General features: G+C 72.3%; 34 protein-coding genes. 11 read left to right on the forward strand and 23 right to left on the reverse strand.

Annotation, left to right across the window (positions count from 1 at the left end; translation table 11 throughout):
- Nucleotides 1-198: 198 nt before the first annotated feature.
- Together ACZ3J7_RS33445 and ACZ3J7_RS33450 are read left to right on the forward strand one after the other, a co-directional pair.
- Nucleotides 199-951, forward strand: coding sequence for a ParA family protein (locus tag ACZ3J7_RS33445; RefSeq protein WP_465627145.1), 753 nt, complete (start codon nucleotides 199-201; stop codon nucleotides 949-951).
- Nucleotides 951-2,081, forward strand: coding sequence for a ParB/RepB/Spo0J family partition protein (locus ACZ3J7_RS33450; protein ID WP_465627146.1), 1,131 nt, complete (start codon nucleotides 951-953; stop codon nucleotides 2,079-2,081). Before ACZ3J7_RS33445 ends, ACZ3J7_RS33450 begins: the two co-directional genes overlap by 1 nt.
- A 73-nt stretch (nucleotides 2,082-2,154) precedes the next feature.
- On the opposite strand, the gene ACZ3J7_RS33455 is transcribed toward ACZ3J7_RS33450, so the two are convergent.
- The 22 genes from ACZ3J7_RS33455 to ACZ3J7_RS33560 form a co-directional block, all read right to left on the reverse strand.
- Nucleotides 2,155-2,643, reverse strand: coding sequence for a Pycsar system effector family protein (locus tag ACZ3J7_RS33455; protein ID WP_465627147.1), 489 nt, complete (start codon nucleotides 2,641-2,643; stop codon nucleotides 2,155-2,157).
- A complete protein-coding gene (locus ACZ3J7_RS33460) occupies nucleotides 2,640-3,086 on the reverse strand; it encodes a hypothetical protein (RefSeq protein ID WP_465627148.1) in 447 nt (148 codons plus the stop codon). Before ACZ3J7_RS33460 ends, ACZ3J7_RS33455 begins: the two co-directional genes overlap by 4 nt.
- Nucleotides 3,087-3,187: 101 nt before the next feature.
- Complete coding sequence (locus tag ACZ3J7_RS33465; protein WP_465627149.1) at nucleotides 3,188-3,436, reverse strand: hypothetical protein; 249 nt, start codon at nucleotides 3,434-3,436, stop codon at nucleotides 3,188-3,190.
- Nucleotides 3,433-3,597 carry a hypothetical protein gene (locus ACZ3J7_RS33470; RefSeq protein WP_465627150.1) on the reverse strand — a complete coding sequence of 55 codons (165 nt, stop codon included), beginning with the start codon at nucleotides 3,595-3,597 and terminating at the stop codon, nucleotides 3,433-3,435. The genes ACZ3J7_RS33465 and ACZ3J7_RS33470 overlap by 4 nt, the downstream gene beginning before the upstream one ends.
- Nucleotides 3,594-3,983 carry a hypothetical protein gene (locus tag ACZ3J7_RS33475; protein ID WP_465627151.1) on the reverse strand — a complete coding sequence of 130 codons (390 nt, stop codon included), beginning with the start codon at nucleotides 3,981-3,983 and terminating at the stop codon, nucleotides 3,594-3,596. Before ACZ3J7_RS33475 ends, ACZ3J7_RS33470 begins: the two co-directional genes overlap by 4 nt.
- Nucleotides 3,984-4,134: 151 nt before the next feature.
- Entirely contained in the window at nucleotides 4,135-5,340 is a 1,206-nt protein-coding gene (gene dnaN / locus ACZ3J7_RS33480; protein WP_465627152.1) for a DNA polymerase III subunit beta, read from the reverse strand.
- 92 nt (nucleotides 5,341-5,432) lie between these two features.
- The gene (locus tag ACZ3J7_RS33485) at nucleotides 5,433-6,311 is read right to left on the reverse strand and encodes a hypothetical protein (protein WP_465627153.1); all 879 of its coding nucleotides are present in this window, start codon (nucleotides 6,309-6,311) and stop codon (nucleotides 5,433-5,435) included.
- A 52-nt stretch (nucleotides 6,312-6,363) separates the two neighbouring features.
- Nucleotides 6,364-6,882, reverse strand: a complete 519-nt coding sequence (locus ACZ3J7_RS33490) for an AAA family ATPase (RefSeq protein ID WP_465627154.1) — start codon at nucleotides 6,880-6,882, stop codon at nucleotides 6,364-6,366.
- Between the two features lie 113 nt (nucleotides 6,883-6,995).
- A complete protein-coding gene (locus ACZ3J7_RS33495) occupies nucleotides 6,996-9,374 on the reverse strand; it encodes a coiled-coil domain-containing protein (protein WP_465627155.1) in 2,379 nt (792 codons plus the stop codon).
- 273 nt (nucleotides 9,375-9,647) lie between these two features.
- Nucleotides 9,648-12,113 carry a hypothetical protein gene (locus ACZ3J7_RS33500; RefSeq protein ID WP_465627156.1) on the reverse strand — a complete coding sequence of 822 codons (2,466 nt, stop codon included), beginning with the start codon at nucleotides 12,111-12,113 and terminating at the stop codon, nucleotides 9,648-9,650.
- Between the two features lie 128 nt (nucleotides 12,114-12,241).
- The gene (locus tag ACZ3J7_RS33505; RefSeq protein ID WP_465627157.1) at nucleotides 12,242-12,769 is read right to left on the reverse strand and encodes a hypothetical protein; all 528 of its coding nucleotides are present in this window, start codon (nucleotides 12,767-12,769) and stop codon (nucleotides 12,242-12,244) included.
- 35 nt (nucleotides 12,770-12,804) lie between these two features.
- The gene (locus ACZ3J7_RS33510) at nucleotides 12,805-13,290 is read right to left on the reverse strand and encodes a hypothetical protein (RefSeq protein ID WP_465627158.1); all 486 of its coding nucleotides are present in this window, start codon (nucleotides 13,288-13,290) and stop codon (nucleotides 12,805-12,807) included.
- 59 nt (nucleotides 13,291-13,349) lie between these two features.
- Nucleotides 13,350-13,688: a hypothetical protein gene (locus ACZ3J7_RS33515; protein WP_465627159.1), complete on the reverse strand. Its 339-nt coding sequence runs from the start codon at nucleotides 13,686-13,688 to the stop codon at nucleotides 13,350-13,352.
- Between the two features lie 36 nt (nucleotides 13,689-13,724).
- Entirely contained in the window at nucleotides 13,725-13,946 is a 222-nt protein-coding gene (locus tag ACZ3J7_RS33520; RefSeq protein ID WP_465627160.1) for a hypothetical protein, read from the reverse strand.
- Nucleotides 13,946-14,644, reverse strand: coding sequence for a hypothetical protein (locus ACZ3J7_RS33525; protein WP_465627161.1), 699 nt, complete (start codon nucleotides 14,642-14,644; stop codon nucleotides 13,946-13,948). The genes ACZ3J7_RS33520 and ACZ3J7_RS33525 overlap by 1 nt, the downstream gene beginning before the upstream one ends.
- Nucleotides 14,637-14,831 carry a hypothetical protein gene (locus ACZ3J7_RS33530; RefSeq protein WP_465627162.1) on the reverse strand — a complete coding sequence of 65 codons (195 nt, stop codon included), beginning with the start codon at nucleotides 14,829-14,831 and terminating at the stop codon, nucleotides 14,637-14,639. The genes ACZ3J7_RS33525 and ACZ3J7_RS33530 overlap by 8 nt, the downstream gene beginning before the upstream one ends.
- Nucleotides 14,832-15,019: 188 nt before the next feature.
- Nucleotides 15,020-15,370, reverse strand: a complete 351-nt coding sequence (locus tag ACZ3J7_RS33535) for a peptidoglycan-binding domain-containing protein (RefSeq protein ID WP_465627163.1) — start codon at nucleotides 15,368-15,370, stop codon at nucleotides 15,020-15,022.
- Between the two features lie 175 nt (nucleotides 15,371-15,545).
- The gene (locus ACZ3J7_RS33540) at nucleotides 15,546-16,148 is read right to left on the reverse strand and encodes a hypothetical protein (RefSeq protein ID WP_465627164.1); all 603 of its coding nucleotides are present in this window, start codon (nucleotides 16,146-16,148) and stop codon (nucleotides 15,546-15,548) included.
- Nucleotides 16,149-16,212: 64 nt separating this feature from the next.
- On the reverse strand, nucleotides 16,213-16,359 hold the full coding sequence (locus ACZ3J7_RS33545) for a hypothetical protein (protein WP_465627165.1): 147 nt from the start codon (nucleotides 16,357-16,359) through the stop codon (nucleotides 16,213-16,215).
- Entirely contained in the window at nucleotides 16,359-16,637 is a 279-nt protein-coding gene (locus ACZ3J7_RS33550; protein WP_465627166.1) for a hypothetical protein, read from the reverse strand. The genes ACZ3J7_RS33545 and ACZ3J7_RS33550 overlap by 1 nt, the downstream gene beginning before the upstream one ends.
- A gap of 85 nt (nucleotides 16,638-16,722) precedes the next feature.
- The gene (locus ACZ3J7_RS33555) at nucleotides 16,723-16,857 is read right to left on the reverse strand and encodes a hypothetical protein (RefSeq protein ID WP_465627167.1); all 135 of its coding nucleotides are present in this window, start codon (nucleotides 16,855-16,857) and stop codon (nucleotides 16,723-16,725) included.
- The gene (locus ACZ3J7_RS33560; RefSeq protein ID WP_465627168.1) at nucleotides 16,858-17,160 is read right to left on the reverse strand and encodes a hypothetical protein; all 303 of its coding nucleotides are present in this window, start codon (nucleotides 17,158-17,160) and stop codon (nucleotides 16,858-16,860) included.
- A gap of 189 nt (nucleotides 17,161-17,349) precedes the next feature.
- Between ACZ3J7_RS33560 and ACZ3J7_RS33565 the strand changes: the two genes are divergently transcribed.
- From ACZ3J7_RS33565 to ACZ3J7_RS33600, 8 genes are all read left to right on the forward strand, one after another.
- Nucleotides 17,350-17,682, forward strand: a complete 333-nt coding sequence (locus ACZ3J7_RS33565; RefSeq protein ID WP_465627169.1) for a GntR family transcriptional regulator — start codon at nucleotides 17,350-17,352, stop codon at nucleotides 17,680-17,682.
- A 190-nt stretch (nucleotides 17,683-17,872) separates the two neighbouring features.
- Nucleotides 17,873-18,910 carry an AAA family ATPase gene (locus tag ACZ3J7_RS33570; protein WP_465627170.1) on the forward strand — a complete coding sequence of 346 codons (1,038 nt, stop codon included), beginning with the start codon at nucleotides 17,873-17,875 and terminating at the stop codon, nucleotides 18,908-18,910.
- A complete protein-coding gene (locus tag ACZ3J7_RS33575; RefSeq protein ID WP_465627171.1) occupies nucleotides 18,907-20,109 on the forward strand; it encodes an HAD family hydrolase in 1,203 nt (400 codons plus the stop codon). Before ACZ3J7_RS33570 ends, ACZ3J7_RS33575 begins: the two co-directional genes overlap by 4 nt.
- Nucleotides 20,106-20,984: an NAD(P)-dependent oxidoreductase gene (locus tag ACZ3J7_RS33580; protein WP_465627172.1), complete on the forward strand. Its 879-nt coding sequence runs from the start codon at nucleotides 20,106-20,108 to the stop codon at nucleotides 20,982-20,984. The genes ACZ3J7_RS33575 and ACZ3J7_RS33580 overlap by 4 nt, the downstream gene beginning before the upstream one ends.
- A 247-nt stretch (nucleotides 20,985-21,231) precedes the next feature.
- Complete coding sequence (locus ACZ3J7_RS33585) at nucleotides 21,232-21,522, forward strand: hypothetical protein (RefSeq protein ID WP_465627173.1); 291 nt, start codon at nucleotides 21,232-21,234, stop codon at nucleotides 21,520-21,522.
- The gene (locus tag ACZ3J7_RS33590; protein ID WP_465627174.1) at nucleotides 21,522-23,000 is read left to right on the forward strand and encodes a hypothetical protein; all 1,479 of its coding nucleotides are present in this window, start codon (nucleotides 21,522-21,524) and stop codon (nucleotides 22,998-23,000) included. The genes ACZ3J7_RS33585 and ACZ3J7_RS33590 overlap by 1 nt, the downstream gene beginning before the upstream one ends.
- The gene (locus ACZ3J7_RS33595) at nucleotides 22,997-23,671 is read left to right on the forward strand and encodes a hypothetical protein (RefSeq protein ID WP_465627175.1); all 675 of its coding nucleotides are present in this window, start codon (nucleotides 22,997-22,999) and stop codon (nucleotides 23,669-23,671) included. Before ACZ3J7_RS33590 ends, ACZ3J7_RS33595 begins: the two co-directional genes overlap by 4 nt.
- Complete coding sequence (locus ACZ3J7_RS33600) at nucleotides 23,668-24,177, forward strand: hypothetical protein (RefSeq protein ID WP_465627176.1); 510 nt, start codon at nucleotides 23,668-23,670, stop codon at nucleotides 24,175-24,177. The genes ACZ3J7_RS33595 and ACZ3J7_RS33600 overlap by 4 nt, the downstream gene beginning before the upstream one ends.
- A gap of 96 nt (nucleotides 24,178-24,273) precedes the next feature.
- Here ACZ3J7_RS33600 and ACZ3J7_RS33605 read toward each other — a convergent pair whose 3' ends face one another.
- On the reverse strand, nucleotides 24,274-24,504 hold the full coding sequence (locus ACZ3J7_RS33605; protein ID WP_465627177.1) for a hypothetical protein: 231 nt from the start codon (nucleotides 24,502-24,504) through the stop codon (nucleotides 24,274-24,276).
- A gap of 580 nt (nucleotides 24,505-25,084) precedes the next feature.
- Between ACZ3J7_RS33605 and ACZ3J7_RS33610 the strand changes: the two genes are divergently transcribed.
- Complete coding sequence (locus ACZ3J7_RS33610; protein ID WP_465627178.1) at nucleotides 25,085-25,774, forward strand: hypothetical protein; 690 nt, start codon at nucleotides 25,085-25,087, stop codon at nucleotides 25,772-25,774.
- The last annotated feature ends 63 nt before the right edge of the window (nucleotides 25,775-25,837 follow it).

The raw sequence follows: 25,837 nt of genomic DNA on the forward strand, positions 1-25,837 counted from the left end.
CCCAGCCAGTTGGCGTGCCGGGCCAGAATTAACCGCGGTTAATTCTGGCCCGGCACGCCGCGCCTGTGGGGTGGTTCGGCGTCCTCGGTGGTGTCTGACATGCTGGGCCGGTCCGAAGTACCGGCACCCGCCGGGAAGTCGACGGACTCCGAAGTACCAGGGTGACCTGGGAAGTCAACGGATCAAGGAACTGAATCCATGGCAACAGTGATCGTCGTCCTCAATCGCAAGGGCGGCATCGGGAAATCCACGATCACGGTGAACCTGGCCGCGACCACCGCAGCGGTCCTCGCCCCGGACAAGGGGGCTGCCCAGGACGGTGTGCTGGCGCCGGTCGCGGCTGTCTCTCTCGACCCTCAGGGCTCCAGCGCGTGGTGGGCGGAGCGGGTCGGCGACGATCTCCCCTTCATCTTCGCCGAGGCGTACAACGACCTGGACGACTTGAAGCGGCTGCGCGAGGCGACCGCGGTGGACATCGTCATCGTGGACACGCCGGGCTGGACTCCGCCGGAGGCCCGCGATGAGAACTCTGGAGACCCGCTCGGCGAGGGGCGTGTCGCGGACTCGATCCGAGCCGCGTTGGACAACGCCGACCACGTGATAGTCCCTATCGAGACCGAATCGCTCGGCTGGAAACCCACGGCCGAGACGATCGAAGAAGTCATCAAGCCCCGCGGCATCCCGTTCACCGTGGTGGTCTCGAACTGGGACCCGCGCGACGGCGAAGGCGACCGGGACGATACGAAGCAGTTCGTGCGAGACAACGGCTGGCCGCTCGCGAACACCGTGATCCGACACTACAAGCTGCACTCCAAGGCCGCCGCGCTCGGTCAGGTCGTCACGCAGTATGCCAAGAGCCGCACCGCGCAGGAGTGCCAGGCGGACTTCAGCAACCTGGCGTTGGAGATGCAGCTGCGGATCGCCCGGGCCCGTGACGGGAGGAACTCCTGATGGCCGGCCGTCGTGTGAACGTCGCGGATCTGCTAGGCAAGCCGCCCGTTGCCGCCAAGGAGCAGGAGGCGCAGGGGGCCGTCGACAACGGCGCCCCGGATCGGCTGATCTACGTCAAGACCGCTCGGCTGGCACCTAACCCGCACAACCCGCGAGACGGGGTCGGCGACCTGTCCGACCTGAGCTCGATCGCCGAGATTCAGCGGCAGAGCCTGCTCGTGGTGACCCGCGCGGCGTACCTGCTGCTCTACCCGGACGAGGCGGAGCAGCTACGCGGTAGCGACTTCATCGTGGTGAACGGCTGTCGACGGCACGCCGCTGCGGTGGAGTTCGGGCGCGCGGAGTTGGCGTGTGCGGTGAACGACACCGTCGCCCGGTCCCGGGCTGCGCTGCTGCGAGCTGCTCTCGACGAGAACGTCGAACGCAAGGACCTCGACCCGATCGAGGAGGCCAAGGCGGTCATGGCGATCGTCGCCGAGTATCCGACCGCGAAGGCCGCCGCCGAGGCGGAGGGCTGGACCGGCGCATGGATCTCGCAACGCAAGAGCCTACTGAAGCTGCATCCCGACCTGCAGGCGATGGTGCGGGCCCACGCGGCCGGTGACGAGTCCGGCCTCTCGATCCGACGGGCCCGACGCCTCGGTGCGGTCAAGGACATCGAGGAGCTGACGGCCGAGCAGCAGCTGATGCGTCTGGCCGACATCGAACGCGGGGACTCGGCGAAGAAGGCCGCAGGCCGGCAGAGCGCGGCCGTCGATCAGGCGGCCGACGCAAACGGCACGTCCGAGGGCCAGGTGCAGGAGGCTGCGGAATTTACCGCGGTTAATTCCGGTGCCCGGCCGTCGGCCGCCGGGATGTCAGCTCCGGCAGCCCTCGGAATGCAGGAAGACCGAGCGCCGGGGACAACCGCAGAATTTACCGCGGTTAACCCGGCCTCCACAGCTGACCGTCCTGTTCCTAAGCGGTCCGCCGGGGCCACTGGTACGCCCGCGCCAACGCTCGTCGATCTGGCCGCTCTGACCATAGACGAACTCGCTCAGGCCATCTTCTCTGCACTCAGCATCGACGATGCCTACAGGCTTGCTGACGCGCTCGCCACGAAGGTTCTTGAGTCATCTGGCGAAGGCTAGCCCCGACATGACGAAGGCCCGCGTCCCACTCGGTGAATCCGAGTGGGACGCGGGCCTTCGTCATGTCGGGGCGTCAGACGGCGGCGGTGATGAGGGCGGCTGCGGCGAGCGCGACCAGGGCGGCGATGGAGGTGTCGGAGGCCCACCGCAAGAGGATCATCTTGCGGTTGCAGATGGCGGAGAGGTCGCTGAGGCGGTGCAGGCGTCGGTCCGGGCGGAGGGCGGCGCGCAGCTGCTCGTGGGTGAGGCCGGACCAGTAGACGGGGGAGGAACGCTCTTGGTCGCCGACGGGGCGGACTTCGCTCCGGGGGCGGACGACGAGCACGGCGAGGATCGTGGCGACCAGGAGCAGTGCGGCGGCCGGGGCGATGACGGCCAGGCTGGCGCCGTGGGCCTGGGCGAGGATGGCGACGGCGGCCGCGAGGACGCCGTCCAGGCCGAGGAGGACGCCGGCCTTCTGGTCGGTGCGGCCGACGTCGCCCGCGGTGTGGTTGAGCGCCTCGATCAGGTTCTGGTCGAGGCGCTCGTCGGGGTCGGTGTCGGTGGTGGCTTCGGTGGTCACGGGCGCTCTCCCTGAGCGGGGTCGGTGGTGAGGGCCATGCGGTGGAGGGCGGTGGCGAGGGCCTCGGACCAGTCGCCGGAGAAGGTGACGGCGCGGTCGTCGATGTAGCAGGCCGCGCCGAGCTTCTTGTTGGTGACGAGCAGGATGTGGCGGGTGGTCCAGTGGGAGCGGTCGGGGTCGTTGTCGACCTCGGCGTCGAAGCCGTGGCCGGTCAGCCAGGCGGCGATGTTGGCGTGGTGTTCACGGCCCCTGGCCGTCACGACGAAGACCGCGCGCAGCTCGAGGAGGGCGCGAAGGGCTTCCAGTGCCCCGGGGATCGGCTCCCCGTAGATGCGGCCATCCTGCCAGCCCCTGTCGTGCGCGATCAGCGTCAAGTCGAAGTCAATGCCCACGGCCTGGGTGGCGGCGGACTCGGAGCAGTAGGGGACAACGGTGCCGGACAAGAGCGGTGATCCTCCATCGGGTTCGGGTTCGGGTTCAGGTGTGGGTGTAGGCCGGGGCCGGATCGCGCTCGGGCGGTCCGGCTCCGGTGGCTGGCGGGTGGTCAGGTGCGGTCTGCTCGGCGGGCTCCGTCGCGCAGGCCGGTGATGCGGTGGGCCTGGCGGGAGAGTCGGGCGGCGACGTCGGCCAAGCGGTCGGCGTCGTGGGGGCGGGCGGGTCCGCGGTGCAGGTCGTCCCGGTAGCGCCGGGCGTCGGCCAGGAGCTGGTCCAGGTCGAGGAGGTGCGCCTGCAGCTCGCGGTCGACCTCGGGGTCCGGGTCGCGGTAGCGGTCGCGGTCGCTCTGGTCGGTCACTCGGTGGTCCTGGTGGTGGTGTCGGGCGACCAGGCGCCGGTGGGGTCGTCGCCCCAGTCCTCCGGGTCCGGGTCGGCGGGCTCCCGGCGGCCGGGGCGCAGCCGGTGGAGGAGGATGCGCAGCGCGGCGGCTAGGCCGCGGCGCTCGGTGGGGTAGGTCACCGGCGGCGGGTGTCGGCCGGGGCGGCGGGCAGGGCGAGGAGGGCGGCGGCGGGCAGGGCGGCGCCGGTGGAGGCGTGGGCGACGGCGGTGATGAGGCCGGTGACGGTGAGCGGTTCGGCGTCCAGGTCGATGTTGGAGGCGGTGACGTTGGTGGCGTCCACGCGCAGGCCCAGGACGGTGGCGCGGGTGCCGGTCAGGTGGGCCTGGCCGTTGTTGACGACTAGGCCGCCGGCGGCGTGGCTGGAGACCGTGACGGTGATGGAGCCGCTCTCGTCGCTGATCGTCAGGGTGCGCGGGTAGCTGTTGTTGGAGGCGTGGGTGATGACGCCGTGGACGGCGACGAGCGACTCGGAGGGGGCGGCGGCCAGGCGGGGCAGGTTGTCCATGGGGTGGTGTCCTTCCAGTTGGGTGGGCTGCGGTCGGGGTGACCGGGCAGCCGCGCCGAGTCCCGGCGACGCCCGCCCGGGTGGGCGGGTGGTCCGGGGCCGGCGGCGGCGGTCCGCTCGCGGCAGGGCCGTCCTGGCTCTTGAGGGGTGGTCAGCCGGAGAGGCGGACGGGCATCAGCAGGTGTTGGTAGGGCGTCTGGGCGCCCTCGCCGAGGCGGGGCAGCAGCAGGACGGGCTTGTCGGCCTTGCGGATGTACAGCTCGGCCTCGGGGGCGTCCAGCGCCTTGAGCGCGTCCGCGAGGTAGCCCGGGTTGAAGCCGATGGCGAAGCCGTCGCCGAGCTCCCCGGCCGCGTTGACGGAGACACGGTCGCTGCCCTGGGCGTCGTCGCCGGAGCCCGCCTCGATGCGCACGGTGGCGCCGTCCAGGACGAGCAGCACGGGGGTGTTGCGGGTGGCGACCAGGGCGACGCGCTGTAGGGCGGCGGCGGTCTCGGCGACGGGCAGCGTCCACGTCGCCACCGCGCCGATGTCCTCCAGGAGGACGTCGGTCTTGGGGTAGGCGTAGCCGGACAGGATGCGGGTGGTGTAGCTGCGCCCGCCGGGGGTGGAGAGGCCGAACAGGCCCTCCGACCAGTGCAGGGTGAGGGCGTGCTCGCCGTCCAGCGACCGCGCGGCCTCGGAGAGGGCGCGGGCGGGCACCAGTGCCTGCGGGGCGGCGTCCTTGGCGGCCGGGTCCGGGCCTTCGCTCGGCTCGGGCTTGCGGCGCTTCGCCGCGCCCTTCTTCGGCACCGGGCCGGTGATGGTCAGGGCGAGTGCGTGGCGGGCGATGCGGTAGCGGTCGGTCGCGGACAGCAGCAGCCGCTCGCCCTCCAGGCGCAGCTGGATGCCGGTGAGGGCGGGCAGGGTCTGGTCGGTGGAGGCGGCGATGGCGACCTGGGCGACGGTGTGGGCGAGGGCCTCGGCGGGGACGGTGGCGACGGCGCCGGGGAGGGCGGGCAGCGCCGGGTACTCGTTCAGCGGCAGCACCGGCAGGGTGAAGCGGGCGGCGCGGGAGGCGACGGACAGGCGGGTGCCCTTGTCCACCAGCTCCAGGTCGACGTCGGCGCCCTTGGGCAAGCGCGAGCAGATGTCGGCGAGCAGGCGGCCGGGGACGACGGCCTGGCCCTCGTCGGCTACCTCGGCGGAGGTGGTGTCGGCGGTGTAGACCTCGGTGTCGGAGGCGGCCAGGTGCAGGGTGCCGGTGGTGGCGGTCAGCAGCATGCCGGACAGGACCGGGACCGGGGGGCGGGCGGGCAGGGCGCGGGCGGTGTAGGAGACGGAGTCGGTCAGGGCGGCGACGGACAGGCGGAGCTTCACGGTGGGTTCCGTTCGGGGTGAAGGGTCGGCCCGGCCGCGGGGTGCGGCCGGGCCGGTGATGCGGGGTCAGGTGACGCGGGTGCGGGGCGGGGTCAGGCGTGCAGGTCGAGGACGCCGCCGCTGTACTCGGCGTGGCTGAGCGGGTAGCCGGCCATCTCCACCACGGCGTGGCCGGGGACGTCGGCCAGGACCGTGAGCAGGTCCTCGGCGGTGAGCCGGTTGGTGCGCTCGGAGATCTGGGTGAGGTAGCCGGTGCCGCTGTCCGGCGCGGCGGCCGCGGGCGCGGGCGTGGCGGCCGGGGCGGCGGGGGCGCGGTTCAGGCGGGCGCCGATCAGGTAGCGGCCGACCGGGTACTCCTCGCCGGCCTCGCTGCTGGCCCGGGCGGGGGCCGGGGCGGTGGGCAGGTCGAGCGTGTCCTGCCCCTTGATGGCGGGGGCGGTGGTGCGGGTGGCGAGGGTGTGCTCGGCGGTGAGGTGGGCGGGGTCGGTCTGGGGGCAGATCAACTCGCCTCCGGGCAGGGTCTTCCAGTCGCGGTCCCGGGCGACGGCGACGACGTCCTTGGGGGACTCGTAGTAGCCGTACTCGTCGTCCAGCGGCTCGTCGCAGATCGCGCACCACGCGGAGTGGACGACGTGCGGGCGGACGCTGGCGGTGCGGGCCTGGCGCGGGCGGCGCCACGCCTTGCCGTGGTGCAGCACCACGGCGTGCACGACCGCGTTGAACGGGCTGCCGTCGTCCAGGTCGGTGGCGACCGCGTTGTGCTCGGCGGCCTCCATCAGGGCCTCGCCGAGGCTGGGCATCGGGATGACCTCGTCCATGGCGGTCAGCCACAGCGCCCACTCCTGGGACTTGTCGCCGACGACGAGGGGCTGCTCGGCGAACAGGCCCCGGCGGGCGATGGACTGGGTGGCGGAGGCGAGCACCGGGGCGGGCGCGGCCGGGACGGTGGAGGCGGGGGTGGTGGTGTTCATCGTGCTGTCCTTCCTGGAGATGGCGAGTACGAGCGGGACGGGGCGGGGCGGGTCAGCGGCCGGCGCGGGCCGGTTCGAGGCAGGCCGGGCTGGAGACGGTGACGCGGTCGACGGAGGTGAAGCCCTCGGCGCGCAGCTGCTCCGCGGTGGGCAGCAGGCGCTCCTGGTCGAGCAGGACGTGGTCCGGGACGACCCGCTCCCGGGACCCGTTCAGTCGGCGGCGGCGCTCGAGGGGAACGTCGAACAGCACCGCGCAGGCCGGGCGCTGCCAGTAGCGGGCGCGGGCGAGCAGGTGCGCCCTGACGTGCGGCATCAGGGCCGTGGAGTCGACCACGGTCAGCAGGCGGCGGGCGAGCCGGGCGTCCAGGAGCAGGTCCTGGATCTGCGCGGCGACGGGGGTGGCGGACTGGTCGGCCGCGGAGTCGGTCGCCATGGCGCGGTACTCGTCCAGACACAGGCGCGAGGTGGCCGGCCAGCGGGCGGCGGCGAAGGTCGACTTCCCGGCGCCGGAGCCGCCGACGAGAACGATCAGCGAGCCGGGGGCGAAGTCGGGCGAGCCGGTGGGGTGCACGGGCGGGTGGTCCTTCCGGGGTTGTGGCGGCGGATGGTGGGCGGTGCGCGATGATGGGAGGCGTCGGCCCGGGGTGCTTTCTTCATCCCGGGCCGGCGCTTTTGTGTGATCGGTTACGCAGAGCGCACGGCGGGGCGGAGCGAGGGCTCGGCGTCCTCGACCGCGTCGCGCACGCGCTGGCAGGTGCTGCGCGTCTGCTCGGGCGTGCCGGTCAGCAGCCGGGCTTCGGTGAGCGCGGCGTGGATGTCGGCCGCGCGCGGGCGGCGCGACAGGGTGTCGTACAGCGCGCGGACGACGGCCCGCCGGGCGAGGGCGAGCGCGGCGTCACTCAGGGCCGGGGCGTGCTGAGCGCTCGGGCGCGCACCGGTGCCCGGGGGCAGTGCCGGGTGAGCGCTGGTGGTCCAGCCACCTGCGGAGATCGGCTGTGCGGATGAGCGCTCGCCCTGCGCGGGCTGGGTGGGCAGCAGTGCGCCGTGGGCGGTGGGCAGCGGCTGGCCGCCGTGCGGCGGGCGCGGGCCGTTTCCGTCCGTGCCGCCGTGAGCGCTCGCCGTGTCGTCGGCGGGCGCGGCAGCCGGGGCGGCGGTGTCCTCGTGGGCGGCGGGGCCGTGGCCCATGAGGGCGTGCACCCGCCAGATGACCACGGGGACGACCATGGCGAGCGGGACCGCCAGGCCCCACTGCACCCGCCACTCTCCGTCACGGACCTCGACACCGGCGACGTGCAGCTCGGCGAGCAGCGCGGCGATCTGGCAGGCCATCATCACCAGCAGCGCGACGACGACCTCCCCGGCGATCCGCTTGCGCTCGTCCGACTTGGGGAGGGTCTTGGCCAGGGCCCGGGTCCCGGTGACGACCCAGGTGTCGACCGCGACGGGCAGCAGCCACGCCAGCACCGGGTTCGCGCCGGCCATCACCGCGAGGCGGTGCTCACCGGCGGCGGTGTAGGCAACGCCCGCCCACAGCGCGATCCGGGGCAGCAGCTTCGGGACGCCGGTGTTGCCCCACCAGGCCCAGGCCAGGCGCGCCTTGCTGCGCTTGCGGGCGGCCTCGGCCTCCCGGATCTGCTGCGCCTCGGCCCGCAGCGCCTCGACCTCGGCGCGGATCTCCGTGACGTCGGCCTCCGCCTCGGCCAGCGTCTCCTGGGCGACGAACACGAGCTTCTGCGCGTCACTTCGGGCCCCGTTGAGCAGGCGGTCGGCGTCGGCCTTGGCCTTGCCCTCCAAGGCCGCGGCCAGGCGGCGCTTCTCCGTGGCGTCGGCGGTGGCGGCGGCGATGGCCTCCTCCGCCGCCGTCCGGATCCGCTCCACGTGCTCCTGGCCGCGCTCGCGCAGCTCAGCGGCGTCCTTCGCGCCCTGCTCGCGCAGCTCGGCGGCCTCCGCGACGGCCTGCTCGACCTCGGCCTGGGCGGCCTGGTCGGCGTCCTCGCGGATCTGGTCGGCCTCGGCGTGGGCCTGCTCGGTGAGCCGGGCGGCCCGGCTCTCCGCGTCCTCCCGGATCTGGCCGGCCTCCTCCTCGGCCGCCGCGACGAGCTGGCGGGCGGTCTCGGCGGCCCGGGTGCGGACCTCGGCGGCGCCGGTGGCGGCCTCGGTGAGGACCTGGTCGGCGGCCATCTGCGCGGTGCGCTGCACGGTGGCGGCCAGGGTCCGGGTGTCGGCCAGCTCCTCCTCCACCTGCGCCCGCTCCCCGGCGGCGCGGGCCTGCACCCGGGCCAGCTCGTCGCGGGCCCGGTCGAGCTGCTCGCGGACCTGGGCGACGTCGGCGGCGGCCTGGCGGCGCAGCTCGGCGCCCTGGCGCTCGGCCTGCTCGGTAAGGTCGGCCGCGCCGCGCTTGGCGGTGGTGAGGATGTTCTCGGCGCGGACGGCGGCGGACTGCTCGGCCCGGGCTGCGAGGGCGCGGGCCTGCTCCTCGGCCCGGTCGAGGATCTGCCGGGCCTCCCCGTCGGCCGTCGCGCGCACTGTGGCGGCCTGCTGCTCGGCCTCGGCGAGAAGGCCGGCGGCCCGCTCGGTGGCCTCTTCGATCAGCCGGTCGGCGTGCGCGTGGGCGACCGCGTCGGCCTCCTCGCGCAGCTCCGCGGCGTCCTCGGTGGCGGCCTGGCGGATCAGCCCGGCCTGGTCGGTGGCCATCGCGAGGAGCTCTCGGACCTCCGATTCGACACGCTGAGTGATGGCCTCGACCTCGACGGCGGCCTGCTCGCGCAGCGCCTCGGCCTCCTCGGTCCACTGCTGGGCGGTGACCAGCTCGGCGTCGGCGGCGCGGCGGGCGCGGCGCAGCAGGGCGTCGGCGTCGGCCTGGGCGAGGTCGCGGATGTCGGCGGCGCGGTCGGCGGCGTCGGCCAGCACCGGGTCTGCGGACGGCCGGGTGAAGGTCGCCGGAACGGCCCCGGTCGGGGTCTTCGGCGCGGCGGCCGCGGGCGGCTTGGCGGCGGTCTTCGCGGGGGGCCTGGCGGCGCCTCCGCGGGGCTTTCGGGGGGTGGTGGTGCGGGCCGGGGTCATGGCCGGTCTCCTCCGATCGGTCACGATGGGTGAGTATCTGGGCGGTGCGGCGGGGCGAGGGGGCGGGTGGGCCTGCAGGGGGCTCCTCAGGCCCCCGGATGCGGGTTCCGGGGGCGTTGCAGGGGGGTGCGGGCGTCGGATCGGTTTGATCGGTTTCCGCAGGTCACGATCGGTTTGTGGATCGGCGGCAGATCGGCGGCCGATCGGCGGGGAATCCGTTTCCCCGCCGATCCGCATCCGATCTGCCGCCGATCCGGGCGCCGATCGAGTCGGTTACTCTTTGTGCTGGCTGGTGGCGGTGAGGACGTCGGCGCGGCGGATGCCGCGGGGGCTGCCGTCCACCTCCTCCAGGCGCTCGGTGGACAGCTCGACGTCGGCCTTGCGGAGCTCCTGGGCGAGGGTCCGGCCGATCTCCATCACGCGCCCGCGCTCGTCCTTCTCGTGCCAGCGGTCCCAGCGCTTGGGGTCGTGGGCGATCAGGTACGGGTGGAGCTGCAGGAGCGTCAGGGCGTCGGCCTGCTCCTCGTCCAGGGCGTTCAGGAGCGTCTGGACGATCTCCGGGAGAGGCTGCTCGTCGTCTTGGTCGTCGGCGCTGTGCGGGCCGAAGTCGTCGTCGTCCTCGGCGCACATGGCCAGCAGGTCCGGCCACGGAACGTAGTGGAGGTACTCGTCCTCGTCGTCGCCGAACTTGAGGCCCGGCGGGCTGGGCGACCCCAGGGCCGCGTCGATGGACGCCTGGTCGACGTCGAGGAGGCCGGCGGCGAGGCGTTCGGCGGCGCGGCGACCTCCTTCGTCGTCGGGGATGTGGTGCCACTTGTGGAGCATCGGGTCCTCGGAGACACCGGGCGCGCCGACGATGTAGGTCTTGGCGACGTCGTTGAGGGTGTCGCCGGACTTGGGCTGGAGCCGGTGCGGCAGGTAGCCCCAGTCGATCGCGCCGCCGCCCAGGGCCTGCGTGGTGTCGACGTCCCGGCACGCGCCGAGGATCTTCAGCGCGGGGTGCTGGGCGATGTTGGAGCCGAGCAGGGTGCTGGTGGCGCCCTGGGCGGCGAAGATCAGCCAGACGCCTTCCTTGCGCCCGACCAGCATCAGCTCGGCGATGATCAGCTTGCTGCGCTTGGTGAGCTTGGGGAACTCGTCGACGAAGACGAAGACCGCCGGGTGCTCGCGGCTGCACTTCCAGGTGTCGCCCATGCCGAGCTTGCGGCGGATGCGGGCGCGGCCGGCGGCGAGCCGGTAGAGGGACAGCAGCGCGAACTCGATCTGGATCGGGTCCGTGCTGGTGAGCTTGACCGCGTCCTCGAACTTGCCCGGCCCGTCGCCGGACGGGTCGAGGAACACGGTGACCGCGTTGTACGCGGCGGTGGTCCAGTCGAGCAGCGCCCGGATCAGCGTGGACTTGCCGCCGCCGGAGCGGGCGATGACCTCGCCCATCAGCTCGGCGAGGGAGAAGGTGAGGTCGGTGCCGTCCGCGCTCATGCCGAAGGTGCCCGCGGTGGTGATGTCCACCGAGTGCGGGGCCCGGTAGGGGGCGGGCTTCATCGCGCCGAACAGGTCGCCGGTGACCACGCGCAGGACGGCCTCGGAGGTGCGCTTGCGGTTGGGCTGGAGGATCACGTCGCCGTCGCCCACGTCGAACTTGGTCTCCAAGGCGCCGAGCTTGCCGCCGATGTCGCCGGAGGTGCCCTCGGAGACCCGGACCACCACCTCCCAGCCCCACGGGTACTGGACGGGCTCGCCAACGTGGGCGAGCGGGACGCCCTCGGCGAGCAGCGCCCGGCGCACGCACTCCGCGGCCACGGCCGACGTGGTGACGTCGTGGATGTGGAAGGGCTTGCCGGTGTCGCCGGGGAACAGCGCGCCGTCGAACGGGGCCGCGGCGACCTGCTCCTTGCTGTCCTTGTCCTTCTTGTCCTTGGCGGGCTTGCCGGTGGCGATCTCGTAGGCGAGGGCGGGCACGTCGGGCAGCTCCCGGCGCCAGCCGCTGATACGGCCCTTGGCCCAGGCGGTGAGCAGCAGCCCGCCGACGGTGATGGTCGGCAGGATCAGGTTGCCGACGGCGAGCTCGAGGCCGCCGAGGGCGATGGTCAGGACCGCCAGGCCGGTGCGGCGCTTGTTGGCAGTGCGGCGGCGGTGGCGCTCCAGCTCGGCGTCGGTGGGGTCGATGTGGCCGGTGTAGGGCTGGCGCTGGATCTCGCGGGCCCGCTCGCGCCAGTCGGCGGCCTCCTCGTTCAGCGCGGCGGCGACGGTGGTGGCCTGCTTGTGGTCGGCGGTGCTGGCCTCGTCGGTCTGTCCGGCGGCGAGGGCGCGGCGGGCCTTCTTCTCCAGCTCGCCGGCCTTCTCCTCCAGGTTCTCAACCTCCGCGTTCTGCTTGGCGGTCCAGGTGGCGTAGCGGCGATTCAGCAGGGAGGCGCGCAGGTGCGCCGGGGTCTCGCGGGAGGCGGCGGCCCAGGTGCCGGTCTCGGTCTTCAGGACGGTCAGGCCCTCGCGCAGGGCCGCGTACTCGCGGCGGCCCTGGCGGGCCAGGGCGGCCGCGAGGCGGGCGCCGAGGGCCGGGCCGTCGGTGGCCACGGCGGTGCCGTCGGCGGCCGGGCTGTCGGTGGTCGCCCCGCTGGCGGAGGTCTTGCCGCCGCGAGCGGTCCTGGTGTTGCGGGTGGCGCCGCCGTCGGCGGCGGCCTGGCGCTCGTCGTCGACGAGCTCGGCGTCGATGATGACGCGTTCGGGCAGGTGGGTGGTCACCGTTGTCTCCTTCACAAGGTGGTGGGCCGGGGCCGGGCGGTTGCGGCCGTCCGCACACGCCGCGCCGCCGGGCACCGCGGGTGCGGGCCGGGGCGTGTGCGGGTGCGGGCGACCGGTGGCGTCCGGAGTCAGGCGATGGTGCCGACGAGGGCGGAGCCCGCGGAGTTGGCCAGCGGGATGACGGTGGCCATGAACAGGCCGCCGAGGGTCGCGGACAGGCCGAGCAGGACGCCGGAGATGATCCCCAGGCGCATCTTCGGCTTGGCCTTCTTCGGGATCGCCTTCCAGGCACCGAGGATGGCGACGGTCAGCAGCAGCAGGACCAGGTTGCCCATGTCGCTGAGCTCCTGGTCGGTGGCGCGGGCGGCCAGGGTGGTGTGGCCGCCGGTCGCGCCCCACATCGCCAGGCTGCCGGCGCCGTTGCCGAACCAGGTGATCGCGCCGGTGAAGAAGCCGATCAGGCCGGAGGTGGTGGCGGTGGCGACGGCGCCGTAGGTCATGCCCGCGGCCAGCGGGACCAGGTCCAGGGCCTGCTTGCCGGCGGCCGCGCCGCCGCCCTTGATGTTGGCGACGGCGAACCTGGAGATGTGCCAGGTCGGCAGCGCCATGCCGATGAACAGGCCGCCGACGGTGAGTGCGGTGGCGGGGACGAACACGGTTTCCTCCTGAGGGAAAGGGGTGGTTGAGCGGGTCAGTGGAGAGCGGCCAGGACCTGGTCGCCGAGGTTGTTGATCGCGGGCACGAGCGTGGCGGCGGCGAGGCCGGAGACTCCGGCGGCCAGGCCGAGCGCGGAGCCGGACAGCACGCCGGTGCCGATCTGGGCGCGCAGCCGCGCGTCGCAGCAGCGCCACAGCAGGACGGTGGCGGCGGCGAGGAGCAGGGTGGCGACGCCGCCGGGGCCGGTCAGTCCGGCCGGGCCGGGGTGGGCGAGCAGGTGGGTGTCGCTGCCGAGGACCTTGTCGCCGAGCGGGTTGGTCACCTGGCCGACGAGCAGGTGGGTGGCCAGGCCGAGCAGGCCGCCGGAGCACAGCGCGGACAGCAGGCCGGAGGCCAGGCCCCCGGCGAGCGCCAGCGCGTCGGGCAGCGGGAAGCCTCTGCGCCACCAGCGCAGGGCGGTGGCCAGCAGGAGCACCAGGGCGAGGGCGAGGCCGCCGACGGACAGCTGAGTCGGCGTCACCCTCGCCTCCGGCAGGGGCGGGTACGGGCGGGCGGGGCGGGCACGGCGGGTGCCTCCTGTCAGTAGGCGAGGATCAGGTGGACGAACAGCGGCACCAGGTGCACCCCGATCAGCGCGGAGACGGCGGGCGGGGTCAGCAGGACGAGCAGGTCGCCGGCGGCGGCGCGGGTGTGGGCGGAGCCTCGGCGGGCCAGGCGCCACAGCCGCACCGCGGCGAGCAGGTAGACGGCTCCGGCGGCGGCGCGGCCGGGCCACCAGGGCAGCGACAGCGCCAGCCCGGCGACGTCGGCGACGACCGCGACGGGGCGGCGGCCCGCTTCAGCGAAGCGGCCCTCCTGGCGGGTGCGCAGGTAGGGGATCCCGGCGGCGGCGACCACCAGGTCACGAATGATGATCACGAGGTCTCCCGGGTCGGGATCAGCGAAGGAACGGGGTCAGGTGAGCAGGCGGGCCAGGCCCTGAACGGCAGCGGCCGCGGCGTACAGCGCGGCCAGGCCGACCACCAGCCAGGCCAGCGGGGCCTGTCGGCGGCGCAGCTCGTCTGCGGTCCACGGCTGTCCGCGCCAGGCGGCGAAGGCGTTCGCCAGCACGACCAGGAGCGCGTAGGGGACGGCGAGGAGCGCGAAGGCGCCCAGCAGCAGGTGCGACACCGGCATCAGGCCGCCCCCGTCCCGATGAACGCGAGGCCGAGCAGCCCGGCCGGGGTGACGATCCCGGCGGCGGCCCACGAGCAGGTGTGCACCCGCACCAGCCATCGGATCTTGAGCTTGTCGTGGTACGCCCACTCCAGGAGCAGCGCCCCGGTCAAGCCGAGCAGGACCACGCCGTACGCGTCACCGAACACGTGCAGGACCGGGTTCCACACGGCGCGGGCGATGACCGTGCCGATGGCCAAGGCCAGGCCGTTGCGCACCGGGCGGATCCGGCGGACGTCGAAGCGCCGCTCCAGCGGCGCGGCCGGCGCGGCCTGGACGATGTGGTTGTAGGTGTAGGTGACCGGGGCAGGCGGGAGGTAGACGGGGGCAACCATCGTGGCCGTCCCACCGCCACCGCCGCTCCTGCCGGAGCCGCCGCCCGCGTGCACCGGAACCGGCGCGGCCGCGGGAGCGGCGGAAGAGGCGGGCCCTGGGGTGTCGGCGTCGCGCCACCAGTTGCCCGGCCCGGACGGCGCGCCCGCACCGGCGGAGCCGGAAGTGGTGCCCGCGGTCGGGGGCTCGGACGGCCGGGGCGGCGGCACCGGCGCCGAGGCGGTGGGCGGCTGCACCGTGGCGTCCACCACGGGCATGTCGTCGCTGTCGCCATCGGTGCGCTCGCCGGCCTTGCGCACCGAGGCGGGCTGGATCGGCTCAGACATCGGCCCGCTCCCGCTGCGCCTCGGTGCTGGCGGCGATGGTGACGCTGACGACCAGGGACGGCTGGGGCTCGGCGGCGCGGCGCCGGTCGGCGCGGGCGGTGAGGGCCTCGGCCGCCAGGACCATCGCGGAGGTGACCGCGCTGCCGGCGAAGAAGACGCCGAAGACGGTGTCGGTGTTGAAGTCCATGGTGCGCGGCCCTTTCTCGGGCGAGGAGTGCGGAGGGGGCTGTGCAGGTGGGCCGGTGGCTCCCCGGACCGGCCGTCCCCAGGGGGGTGGGGGACGGCCGGTCGGGGCAGCGCACCGGACCGGCCGCCGCCGTGCCCGGCGTGGTGCGTGCCGGGTCGGCGGCTGGCGGTCGAGCTGCTGGCGGTGGGTCAGTCGGCGGGGCGCAGGCAGATGTGGTCCACCCGGCGGCCCGCGTTCGCGGTCAGCGCGGCGAGGGTCTTCGGTCCGGCGATGCCGTCCATCTCCAAGCCGGTGCAGGTCTGGAACCAGACGACGGCCGCCTTGGTGAGCGGGCCGAACTTGCCGTCGGCCTCCAGCTGGTAGGCGGTGCCGAGCTCGGAGTTGAGCTGGCGCTGCAGCTGCTCGACCGACGAGCCGGTGGAGCCGGTGGACAGCAGCGCCGGGGCGGCGGAGGCCGGGGCGATGGCGCCCACGGTGACGGCCGCGGCCAGGACGACGGCGGCGACAGCGGCGCGGGCGGCGTAGGGGTTGGTGCGCACGGGTTCTCCTCGGTGGTGATCGTGGAGGGGACCGGGTTGGTCCCGGAGCTCCCCGCCCGGCCCGACGGATCGGGGCGGGTGGGGAACCACGGGGCGGTGCGCAGCAGCGGGTGTTCGGCGGGGCCCGGGTCGGGCGACGGGGTCGAGCTGGCAGCGGCGGCCGGGGCCGGCGGGCCTAGTCCGCGAGCGAGCCGTCCGGGTAGCGGCGGATGCCGTCGCGGCAGCGGATGACGTAGCGACCGCGGGGGTCCTGGCCCGAGCGGTCCTTGCGGACGGGCGACCAGCGCTGGAGGTACTCCTCCCCCGAGCTGGTGACGTCGGGGTTCGCGGCGGCCGCAGCGACGTGCTGGCCCGGGACGGGCAGGACGGTGGAGCGCTCGATCACCGTGGCGGTGGCCTCGGCGGCGATCTGCTCGGCGGCGTCGACCAGGTCGAGGCCGAACTCGCCGTCCGCGTCGGTGGCGGCCTGGGCGAGGAGGGCGTCCGCGCCAGCCGACAGGACGGTCTGCCAGTCCGCGTCGCTGATCTCGCCGTCCCAGCGGACCGGCTCGGTGCCGGTCATCTGGGCGATGCGCCGGGTGGCGCGGCGGCGGGTGCGCTCGCGGCCGGTGGCCTCGTTGACCCAGTGCCAGGTGCTGGTGGCGCGGGCGACGGTGGCGGCTTGGCGGCGGCCGGTGGTGGCGGTGGCGTTCACGGTGTCCTCCTGGATGGTGGTGGCGGTGGCGGGTTCCGGGTGGAACCCGCCGCCCGCTTCCGGCGCCCGTCCCGGCATGTGCATGCCAGGACGGTTCCGAGAGTGCAGGCGGCGGGGGCCGAACTGCGGTGATGGAGAGGGGAGAGGGTCAGCGGCGCTGCGGCTGGGCGGGCACCGGCGGTGCGGCGGGCGCGGCCGGGGCCGGCTGCTGCATCGCGGGCGGGGCGTCCGCGCTGACGGTGATCTGCGGGGGGCTACCGGCGGTGATCCGGCCTACCGCTACCAGACGGGCCATCAGCTCGACCTCCTGAACGGGCGGCCGAAGTTCCGGCGGGTGTCACCGGCGTTGGGGCCTGTGTACGGGTCGGGCGAGTGGACTCGGCGCCCGTACTGGTCGGTCGCGGCCCCCGCCACCGGGGCCTGCGCGGTGCGGTGGCGCTGCAGCGCGGTGGCCGGGTCGTAGGTGTGGAAGCCGCCGGAGCTGCTGGAGCCGGAGGTGGTGGTGCGGGTGCCGGCCGAGCCGGAGCTGGAGCCGTTGCTGCTGCCGAAGCCGAGGTAGGAACGGAGACCCATGCTCACTTCCCTCCCTGCTGCGGAGCGGGGGAGCTGGGGGTGCCGGTCGGAGCCGGGGTGATCGTCCTGTCGCCGCCCTGGAGGCTCATCGGGCACCGCCGGCCTGCTGCTGGCGCAGCTGCTCGGCCTGCTGACGGGCGGCCTCGGCCGCCTGCGCGGCCTGGTTGGCGGACTCGATGCGGCGGGCGACCTCCTGGTCGCCGAGGTTCTGGCTGGTCATTCAGCACCCCGCCGTCTGCGGCAGCAGGCCGCTGACGAAGTTGCTGACGGCGTTCTGGACGAACCACGAGAGGTGCGCCCAGCTGGTGCGGGCGGTCTTCGCGTGTTGCTCGGCCTGCTTCCAGACCTGGGCGACGATCGTCATCACCGCAGTCTCGTCGGCGGCCGGGGCGACCACCGAGAGGTCGCGGACGACGAGCGCCAGGACCCGGCCCTCGAACTGCTCCTGCAGCACGACGCTGGCGTGCTGCTTGATGCCAGGGACGCCGTGCGTCGTCCCCGCCGAATCGGTCATGATGTACATGCGGATCACTCCCACGAGAGTCGATTCGAAGTGGTCCCAGGCCGGTGTAGCGAGCACCGGCCTGGGGCCCTTTGCGTTCTTGGCCCTTCGGGCCTTGTCGGCTTAGCCAACTTAGCTGATACAGTTCTGCTGTGTCAACTAGGTCAATGAAGCTAGTCATGCCAGGGAGGCGGGCCTACGATGTGGCTCATGACAGATCAGTTCGCCCAGCCCTACCAGCGGATCGTCCAGGATGTGCTGGACCAGATCCGCCTAGGGCGGCTCAAGACAGGAGACAAGCTGCCCAGCACCCGCGAGCTTGCTGCTCACTACGACGTAGCACCGGGCACTGTGCAACGCGCACTCTCTGAGCTCCGCAGCGGGAAGGCGATCTACTCTCAACAGGGGCTTGGGTCGTTCGTGCGCCAGCCGGAATCCGGCGCTGCTCCGGCTCCCGCGACCATCGAGGCACTGGCCCAGCAGCTTGCTGAGCTGACCAACCGCGTCGAGATGCTTGAGCGGCAGAAGTCGCAGGATGACTGACCCGGAGGCCATCCGCTTCACCACTGCGCCCACCCCCTGTGTCGAGTCCGTCCTGGCGCGACTAATCACAGCTGGTGGAGCGTCAGGTCGACATCGCATCCGCGTCATGAGATCCGTGAATCTGCAGCTCAACGCGTTTTCAACATCTGCATCAACATGGGATTCGGTGCCGTACTCATAGGCTCCGAGCATGGCAAATACACAGGCGGGGGACATGGCAAAGAACCGGCTCGGGTGGCGTCCAGAGAAGCTGCGGGAGCAGCGAGAGGCCCATGGCCTGACGTTGGAGCAAGCTGGCGAACGACTCCGCGACGTCGCGGAGAAGGCCGGCTTGAAGGGGATCCCAGCTGCATACCCGCAGACCCTTAGCCAGCACGAACAAGGCGACGTGTACCCGGGCCCGCACTATCGACGGGCGTACTGCCTGCTGTACCGAGCGACCGAACCTCAGCTGGGCTTCCGCAGCGCCTTGCCGGGTGAGAACAGCCAGTTCGAACTGACGCCGCTGGACGACACGCTCGCCGGAAACCACGTCCTCGCCGTCGAGCGAGCGCTACTCCAGATCTCGGCAGGATCGGCCGAAGCGGACAGCTACGGGCTTCAGCGGCGGATCATGGATGCATGGAAGCGTCGTCACACAGGAGGAGATCCGCACCGTCCAGTCGTCATCCTGGTCGGGGGATTCGCTGGTAGTGGCAAGACGGAGTTCGCCCGCTTTCTGACCCAGCTGACCGGCTGGCCTCTTCTGGACAAGGACCCGCTCACCCGACCGCTCGTCGAACAGCTCTTGGTCGCCCTCGGCGGAGATCGCAACGATCGCCACACCTCGCTGTATCGCGAGCAAGTACGCGCCGTCGAATACGACTGCCTGATGCAGGCGGCCTACGCCAACATCAGCTGCGGAATCTCCAGCGTGCTGTCCGCCCCGTTCATCGCGGAGATGACCTCCGAGGAGTGGATGACCCGGCTTAGCAACCGGTGCCGCGCTCAGGGGGTGGATGTCTTCCCCATTTGGGTTCAGTGCGATCCGGAGTCGATGCGCGAATACATTAGCTTCCGATCTGCGGCACGCGACGCCTGGAAGCTTTCCCGGTGGGAGGAGTACATGGCAACGGTCGATGTTGACCTACGCCCGGTGGTGCCGCACCTGCTGGTGGACAACCGGATGGGTTCGGCAATTTCGCTGGCAGACCAGGCACGACACGCTCTCGCGGCGGTGCGCGCATGAACAACCAACACGGGGTCATCCTCTACGGGCCGCCCGCCACGGGCAAGGACACCATCACCACCGCGCTGAACCAGATGGACCCGGAGTTCGCGCTGTTCTCGCGGGTGAAGGTCGGCCCGGGTCGGTCCGCCGGCTACCGGATGGGCACCCCGGAGCTGCTGGAACAGCTGCGCGCGAACGACGAAGTGGTGTACGAGAACTCGCGCTACGAGAGCACCTACGTGACGGACCGTCCGGGCCTGGACGCCGCGTTCACGGCCGGGGTTCCGGTGATGCACCTGGGCCAGGTCGACGGGGTGCGGGCCGTAATTGACGGCTACCCGGCGCGGTGGCTGACCGTGCTGCTGTGGTGCGAGCGAGAGGTGACCGAGGCCCGCTCGGTCGGCCGCGGTGACGCGGACACCGCCGCGAGGCTGGCGGCGTGGGACGCTACCCGGGCCGACCTCGACGCCAACGCGGACTTCCGGTTCGACCTGGCGATCCGGACGGACGAGGTCGAACCAGCCGCGGCCGCCGAGCTGATCCGCCGGGCACTGCCTGGCCGCGGTGTCGCTGGCGAGCTGGTGATGGTCGACCTCGACGACACCCTGGTCGACCGGCTCGCCGCCGTGACGGCCTGGATCTCCGGGTACTGTGCCGGTCACGGCCTTGCAGCGGATGTCGAGCAGCGGATGCTGGAGGCGATGCGGCTGCGGGCGGACCGGGGCGAGATGGACCGGCTGCGTGCTGAGCTTGCCCTTCCGGAATCTGCCGACGAGCTCTGGGCCCGCTACCGGCCCGAACTTGCTGAGCTCGTCCAGCCGTTCCCCGGGGTCCTCGACGCCGTGGCCGCGGTGCGCCGGGCTGGGCACCAGGTCGTGGTCGTCACCAACGGCGGCGGGGACATCCAGCGGACCAAGCTCGCCGCCGCTGGTATCACCGGCGTGGTGGACGCGGTGGTCGTCTCCGGCGAGATCGGCGCCCGCAAGCCTGACCGGCTGCCCTTCGCGGCCGCCGCAGCGGCGGTCGGCCGCGACCTCGCCGACGGCGGCTGGATGATCGGCGACAACGCCGAACTGGACGTCGCTGGCGGCCGCGCCGCCGGGCTGCGCACGGTCTGGATTTCGCACGGACGGCCGTGGCCGGGCGGCCCCATGCCGGACTTCGTCGCGCAGAGCGCGGTCGAGGCGCTGGCGCTCGTCGGCGGAGGTGCCCAGTGACGGCCGCTCAGGTTCTCGGTGTGCTGCACCCGGGCAGCATGGGCGCCGCGGTGGCCGCGTGCGCGACGTCGACCGGCACCCGGGTTCTGTGGTGCCCGGTTGGGCGCAGCGAAGCATCGGTCCGACGTGCAGAGCAGGCCAGGCTGGAGCCGGTGCCCGGTCTGGAGGAGCTGCTGGCGCAGTGCGACGTGGTGCTGAGCCTGTGCCCGCCAGCGGCCGCGGAGGATGTCGCAGACCAGATCGCGACGGCTGCGTTCTCCGGCGTGTTCGTGGAGGGCAACGCGATCAACCCCGAGCGGATAAGCAGGATCGCGGAGAAGGTCGGCCGCAGCGCCGTGGTCGTCGACGGCGCGGTGATCGGCTCCCCGCCAGCCGGCACCAAGCGCTGCAAGCTGTTCCTGTCCGGACCGGCCGAGGCGACGACCGTAGTGGAGGAACTATTCACCGGCACCGCAGTCTCGGTTCCGGTCCTCGGTGGCGAGTTGGGGAAGGCCTCGGCGCTGAAGCTCTCCTACACCGCCTACCAGAAGGCCAGCCGCGTCCTGGCCGCGCTGGCGTACGGGCTCGCCGAGCACCACGGCGTCGACCAGGAACTGCTCGATGTCGCGGGCAAGCGCGCCGGAAGCTACCTGGTCGAGACCGATTACATCGCCAAGACCGCAGGCCGGGCCTGGCGCTGGGCTCCGGAGCTCGAGGAGGCGGCCGACGCACTCGGTGGAGCTGGCCTGCCGGACGAGCTGCTGCGCGCGGCGGCCGCGACCCTCGATCTCTGGAGGGACGCGAAGGACCGGAAGGACCTCACAGCTCAGGACACAATCGCGATGCTGAAGAAGGCTCAGAGACTGGAGGTGGGAGACACACCGTCGAATCGGTAGACACGCTCCGCAACAGCAGTACTAGGCTCCATACCTGGTGCCCGTTAGCGGAGCACCAAGAACAGATGTCCAGAAATAGCGAAGCGGCCCCCAGTCGCCAAACTTGGGCCGCTCGCTGTGTATCCAGTCGTTGCCGACGGTACCAGGTGTACCCAGGTCGGGGCGAGAGACACCCGTCTCTCGCCTGGCCGGGCTACGCCAGTCGGTACCTGCGGTAGCGGCGCGTACCCCGAGAGGCAGCGCCCCCGTGCTCCAGGCCGACTCGCCGGCCGACTCCACCGCAGCATCGCTCGGTGCGGGTTTCGCTCAGTTCCACCGCCGCTTCCGCGAGCTCTTTCCACAGAGCAGCCGTGAGACGACTGGCGATGTGAAGACCACCCAGCCGAAGTCCAGCGTGCGCACGTGTCACACCGTGCCCCGGAATCCGGCCTGTAGGGGCGTGCATATCCACACCCCTGTCCTGACCTGTTCCATTTCCCGCCCGACCGTCCAGGCCGGGCCGCTCCTGGCGCTCGCCGCCGGATCGGAGGTGAAGTGATGAGTTCCTCGGTTCCCTTGGACGCAGCCGACCTCGATGAGGAACTCGAGGTCGCCCTTGGCCGGCGCGCGCCGTTCAGCCAGGTCGGCGACTGGGTGCTCCTGTCCGGCGCCGACAACGACGCCCGCACGCTCTACTGGGCGTTCGTCGCGCACGTCAACGTCAGCAGGGACGACAACGAGGTCTGGCCGGGCCTTGTCTCTCTGGCGCGCATCCTCCAGCTGAAGAAGCCGGAGGGTGTCAGCAAGTACATGTTGCAGCTGGAGGTGATCGGGGCCGTCGAAGTGATCCGTTCCACGTCCGGCCTGGTCAGCCGCAACCGGTACATCGTTCACCAGACGCCTCCCCGCGGTTACCGGGGCCCGCAGTCGATGAGCGCCTGGTACGGGATGAACCGTGCGCCCAAGGGCGAGTCGAAGGAGCAGAAGGAGCAGCGCGAGGCGGAGTTCGACGCCTGGCTCGCGGCGGTGAGGACGGCCCTCCGGATGCACTGCGACAAAGTCGCTGATCAGAGGGCTGCTGCGCGGAAGGCGAAGCTGCCGGTACCGCCTGTGGATAACTTCCGTGCTCCAGAGCTTTCCGAGTTCCGTACCCCCGCGCCGGGGGGTACGGACTCACCTGCGGAAATGCAGAAGAGCCCAGTAATTCCGGTACCCCCCGGCGCGGGGGTACGTACCCCCGCGCCGGGGGGTGTCGTACCCCCGCGCCGGGGGGTGGAACAAGACCAAGATGAAAAAGACGAAACTGATGCGCCTCCGGCGCGAGCCGGTGGTGACGCCCGTAGGGCATCTACCGGTAGTAGCGCGCGCGCGGCGCGAAGCGGCTTCGCCGCGGCCGACAAGACGGGCAGCTCGGTGGGGTCCAGGAGTGGCGGTGTCCGGATGACACGGGAGCTGGCCGCGAAGGTGCGCAGCGTGGTGGCCGCACTTCCGGTGGAGCTCACGACACTGCCGACCAAGCCGCTGCCGTCCCGGATCCCGGCGCAGCCTCTAGGCGACCTGATCCGCGAGCAGCTCAAGCACCGCACGGTGGAGCAGCTGGTGGAGCGGATCGAGCGGCGGTGGGTCAGCCGTGGCTACCTGGCGCGGTTGACCGGCCTGGACCCGCTGGAGGTAGCCAAGAGCGGCGTGGGCCTGGCCGTGGAACTGCTGCGGGAACAGCCGGATTGCCCGGACCGCTCGTGCGAGGACGGGGTCGTGATCGGCTCTGGGCAGTCCTGTAAGGCTTGTACGGAGCGGAAGGCAGACCGGCACTCCCAGGGCCGCGCCGTCCCCCCTCAGGCGGCCGCTCAGGTTCCTCCGGGGAAGTGGTGGTGTGTCACCGAGGAGTGCGGATTCACCTCGTATGGCACGCAACCGGTCGACGGCTTGTGCTACGACTGCCGCAGTGATCTGGATCTGGAGCCGGTGGATCCGAGTGAACTCGCCGCAGCTGCGGCGGCGTTCGATGAACTGTTCCGATCGACGATGGGAAGGTGACGATGGCGCACATGACTCCAGGCCAGCACCCTGGTGCCTGGGTGACGGAGGGCTACCCGTCGCCTTTGCTGGCCGTCCTGAAGAGCATCGGCGGCATCCCGCACAGTGTGCGGCCGGTGATCTTGGAAGAGTTGAAGCGCCGCAGCCCCGCTGAGCTACGCGAGCGTATCGAGCGGCGCTGGTTCCTCCGGTACTCGAATCTGACCGGGTCGGAACTGGCGGACCGGGCCGACGAGATCGCCGTCGCCCTGGTCGAGCCCGCCTACTGCCGCGACCCTCAGTGCGAGGACGGCTGGCTGCTGGACGACTCCGGGTCCTGCCCGTGGTGTCGGCCCAGTCGGACCCGATTCGACGCGCGGCCCGAGGACATCCGACCGCAGGAGGCCGCCACCCCCGGTTACGGGACCCGGACTGCCACCGCGCTACGCGACCAGATCCGCCGCACCCACGGCGTTGCCCGCGGCGGACAGAGTCGGCACGTCGTCAAGAAGCGCACCCCGTACACCCCGGCCCCGTTCACCCTGCGGGAGCCGGAGCCGCAGATGCTCACCGAGGAACAACTCGAAGAACTGCAACGCGCCGAGCGCAGCCGCCAGGCGCAGCTCGCCGCAGAGACGAGGGCAAAGGCAGAGAAAGCGGCCCGCGCCAGCAATCATGAGGGGAAGTCGTGAATCTGCACATCAAAACCGGCGACGTGATCGGCGTGTTCATGGCCGGGGAGTGGTTCGACATCGAGCGCGGATCCTTTCGGATCGGGACCTACACGTTCGCCGACACCACGGCCGAGTACGGCGAAAGCGTCGAGCCTGTCCTGCACACCGGCGCCGAGCCGGGCTTCGAGTTCATTTCCCGCAGCAAGAGCCGCGACGTGTTCGCCGGCCCGCTCTCCTCGATCGTCGCCGTCCAGCGCGCTGGGGAGGAGCCCACCGCTCAGGGCTCGTTGCAGCGGCTTGCAATCATGCTGCGTGGAGAAATCGTCGCGGGAAATGCTCTGCACTTCGCCCATGCAGGACGGCTCTTCGAGCTGACCTTCGGCTCGCAGGGCTGGAGCTGCCACAGCCGTGACAGCGGCACCTACACCTCCGACCACTACCCGCTGCGCCAAGACGAAAGGCCCGAGCAGATCGCCAACGTGGTCATGAGCGACCTCAAAGCAACCTTCGGCAGGGGCCGCTGAGGCCTTCCATCTGCCCCACGCGAACAGGGGCTGACTTCTGTTCAGCGCACCGCAGGCACTGCACCGCCAGCAGCGCGTCGATCCCGGCCGCGCCGCTCACGGAGCAGCCGGTGCAGGGCGTAGAGCGTCCAGCACCGCGCCGGGGCTCCAGCGGGTGGTGGCGCCGGGCCGGGAGGCGAGGTAGTCGGCTGCCTGCTCCGGGCTCCAGTCGTGGGCCCCCGCCAGGTCGGTGGCGAAGTTGGCGAGGTAGGCCGTGCTGGGGGCGTTGAGCTCGGCGTCGGTGCGGTGAAGGTGAGCAGCGGGGTGCCGTCGATCGTGCCGGGGCACACCAGGGTCTCGTAGCGGCCGGGGCCGAGCTGCTGCCGGCCGGTGGCCAGGGCGCGGGTGAGGTTGGCCTCGGGCTCCCGGTGCGTCTCCTGGGCGGCGATGCCGGCGAACTGCTGCGCGGTGACGAGGTAGGCCCGGGCTGGCATCTTGCCGTCGGCGGTCGGGTCGTAGAAACCCATACCACCCGTCCACACTGCGGACTCCAGCGCGAAGTACAGGGCGCCGGGCAGCAGCACCGGCAGTGTCCGTTCGGGCAGTCGGCCGTCGTGGCAACCCGAGTAGGTGCGCGCGCGCCGGGCGGCTGGCCGCCGGCGATGTAGTAGGCGAGCCGGTCGGCGCGCAGGTTCGACCCGTATGCCGCGTACCATACCAGCGGCGCCGAGGCGGTCATCGGCTCCGCCCGGCGAGCCTGCGGCCCGGGAAGGGCGCCGGAGGGGGTGATCGCGCTCGTGTCGCTGAAGGTAGCGCTGATCTGACGTGCTGTAGGGCCTTACCGTCGCGTCCCGTGACCGAAGTGCTGGCTGGACGTTGACCCGTCGACGGAAGCGGTGCACATCACCCGGACCGGGAGGAGGCATAGGTGCAGGCAAAGCCGATGAACGAGTTGGAACCGGTCGTCGCGCGAGCCGGGCTCCTGTGGAACCAGGATCTCAGCCCGACGGCCAGGCTCGCGGTCCTCACCATGGCCTCGGTGGCAGGGACGGATCTGGGTTCCAACGATGTCAAGGAGGTGCTGCGCCTCGGGGACGACGCGTTCGCCGAGGTCCTCGCCGAACTCACCGCCGCCCGCTACTTCCTCCAGGTCCACCACCATGGCGACCCCCACCCCACCAACGTGATCGGCACCGTCCCCCTCACCCAGCCCGACACATGCCTGCCCTGCGGGGACTGCGGCCGTTGCGCCTGCCCGCGCCGGCAGGACCCGGGCGGCACGTGCCCGCGCTGCGCCTCGATCCGCACGTGCAGGGCCGAGGCCGAGCAGGACATCCTCCGCTGGCGTGCCGACGTCGACCGCGGCTGCACCTATGCCCTCGGCTCCAATGGCCGACTCCTGCATCGCTGGGACTGCGGATCGCTCAACAACGTTGAATACGGCCTCCAACAGTTGGAGGCCTTCGCCACCAAGGTGCCTGTACCGCGCCGGGAGGACCGATACGGCTTCGACCGTGCCCACTGGCCCAAGTTGCCCCGATTGTTCACCGCCGGGGAACTGCGAGCACAGCCCCGGCGGCGCCAAGGCTGCCAGCGCTGCAAGCCCGACCCGGTCTGACCCGCACCGGACGGACCGGCCGCACGGGTCGGCGACTTCCGTGCGGCCGGAGACCGGTGCTCC

The sequence above is a fragment of the Kitasatospora sp. NPDC015121 genome, assembly GCF_055562955.1.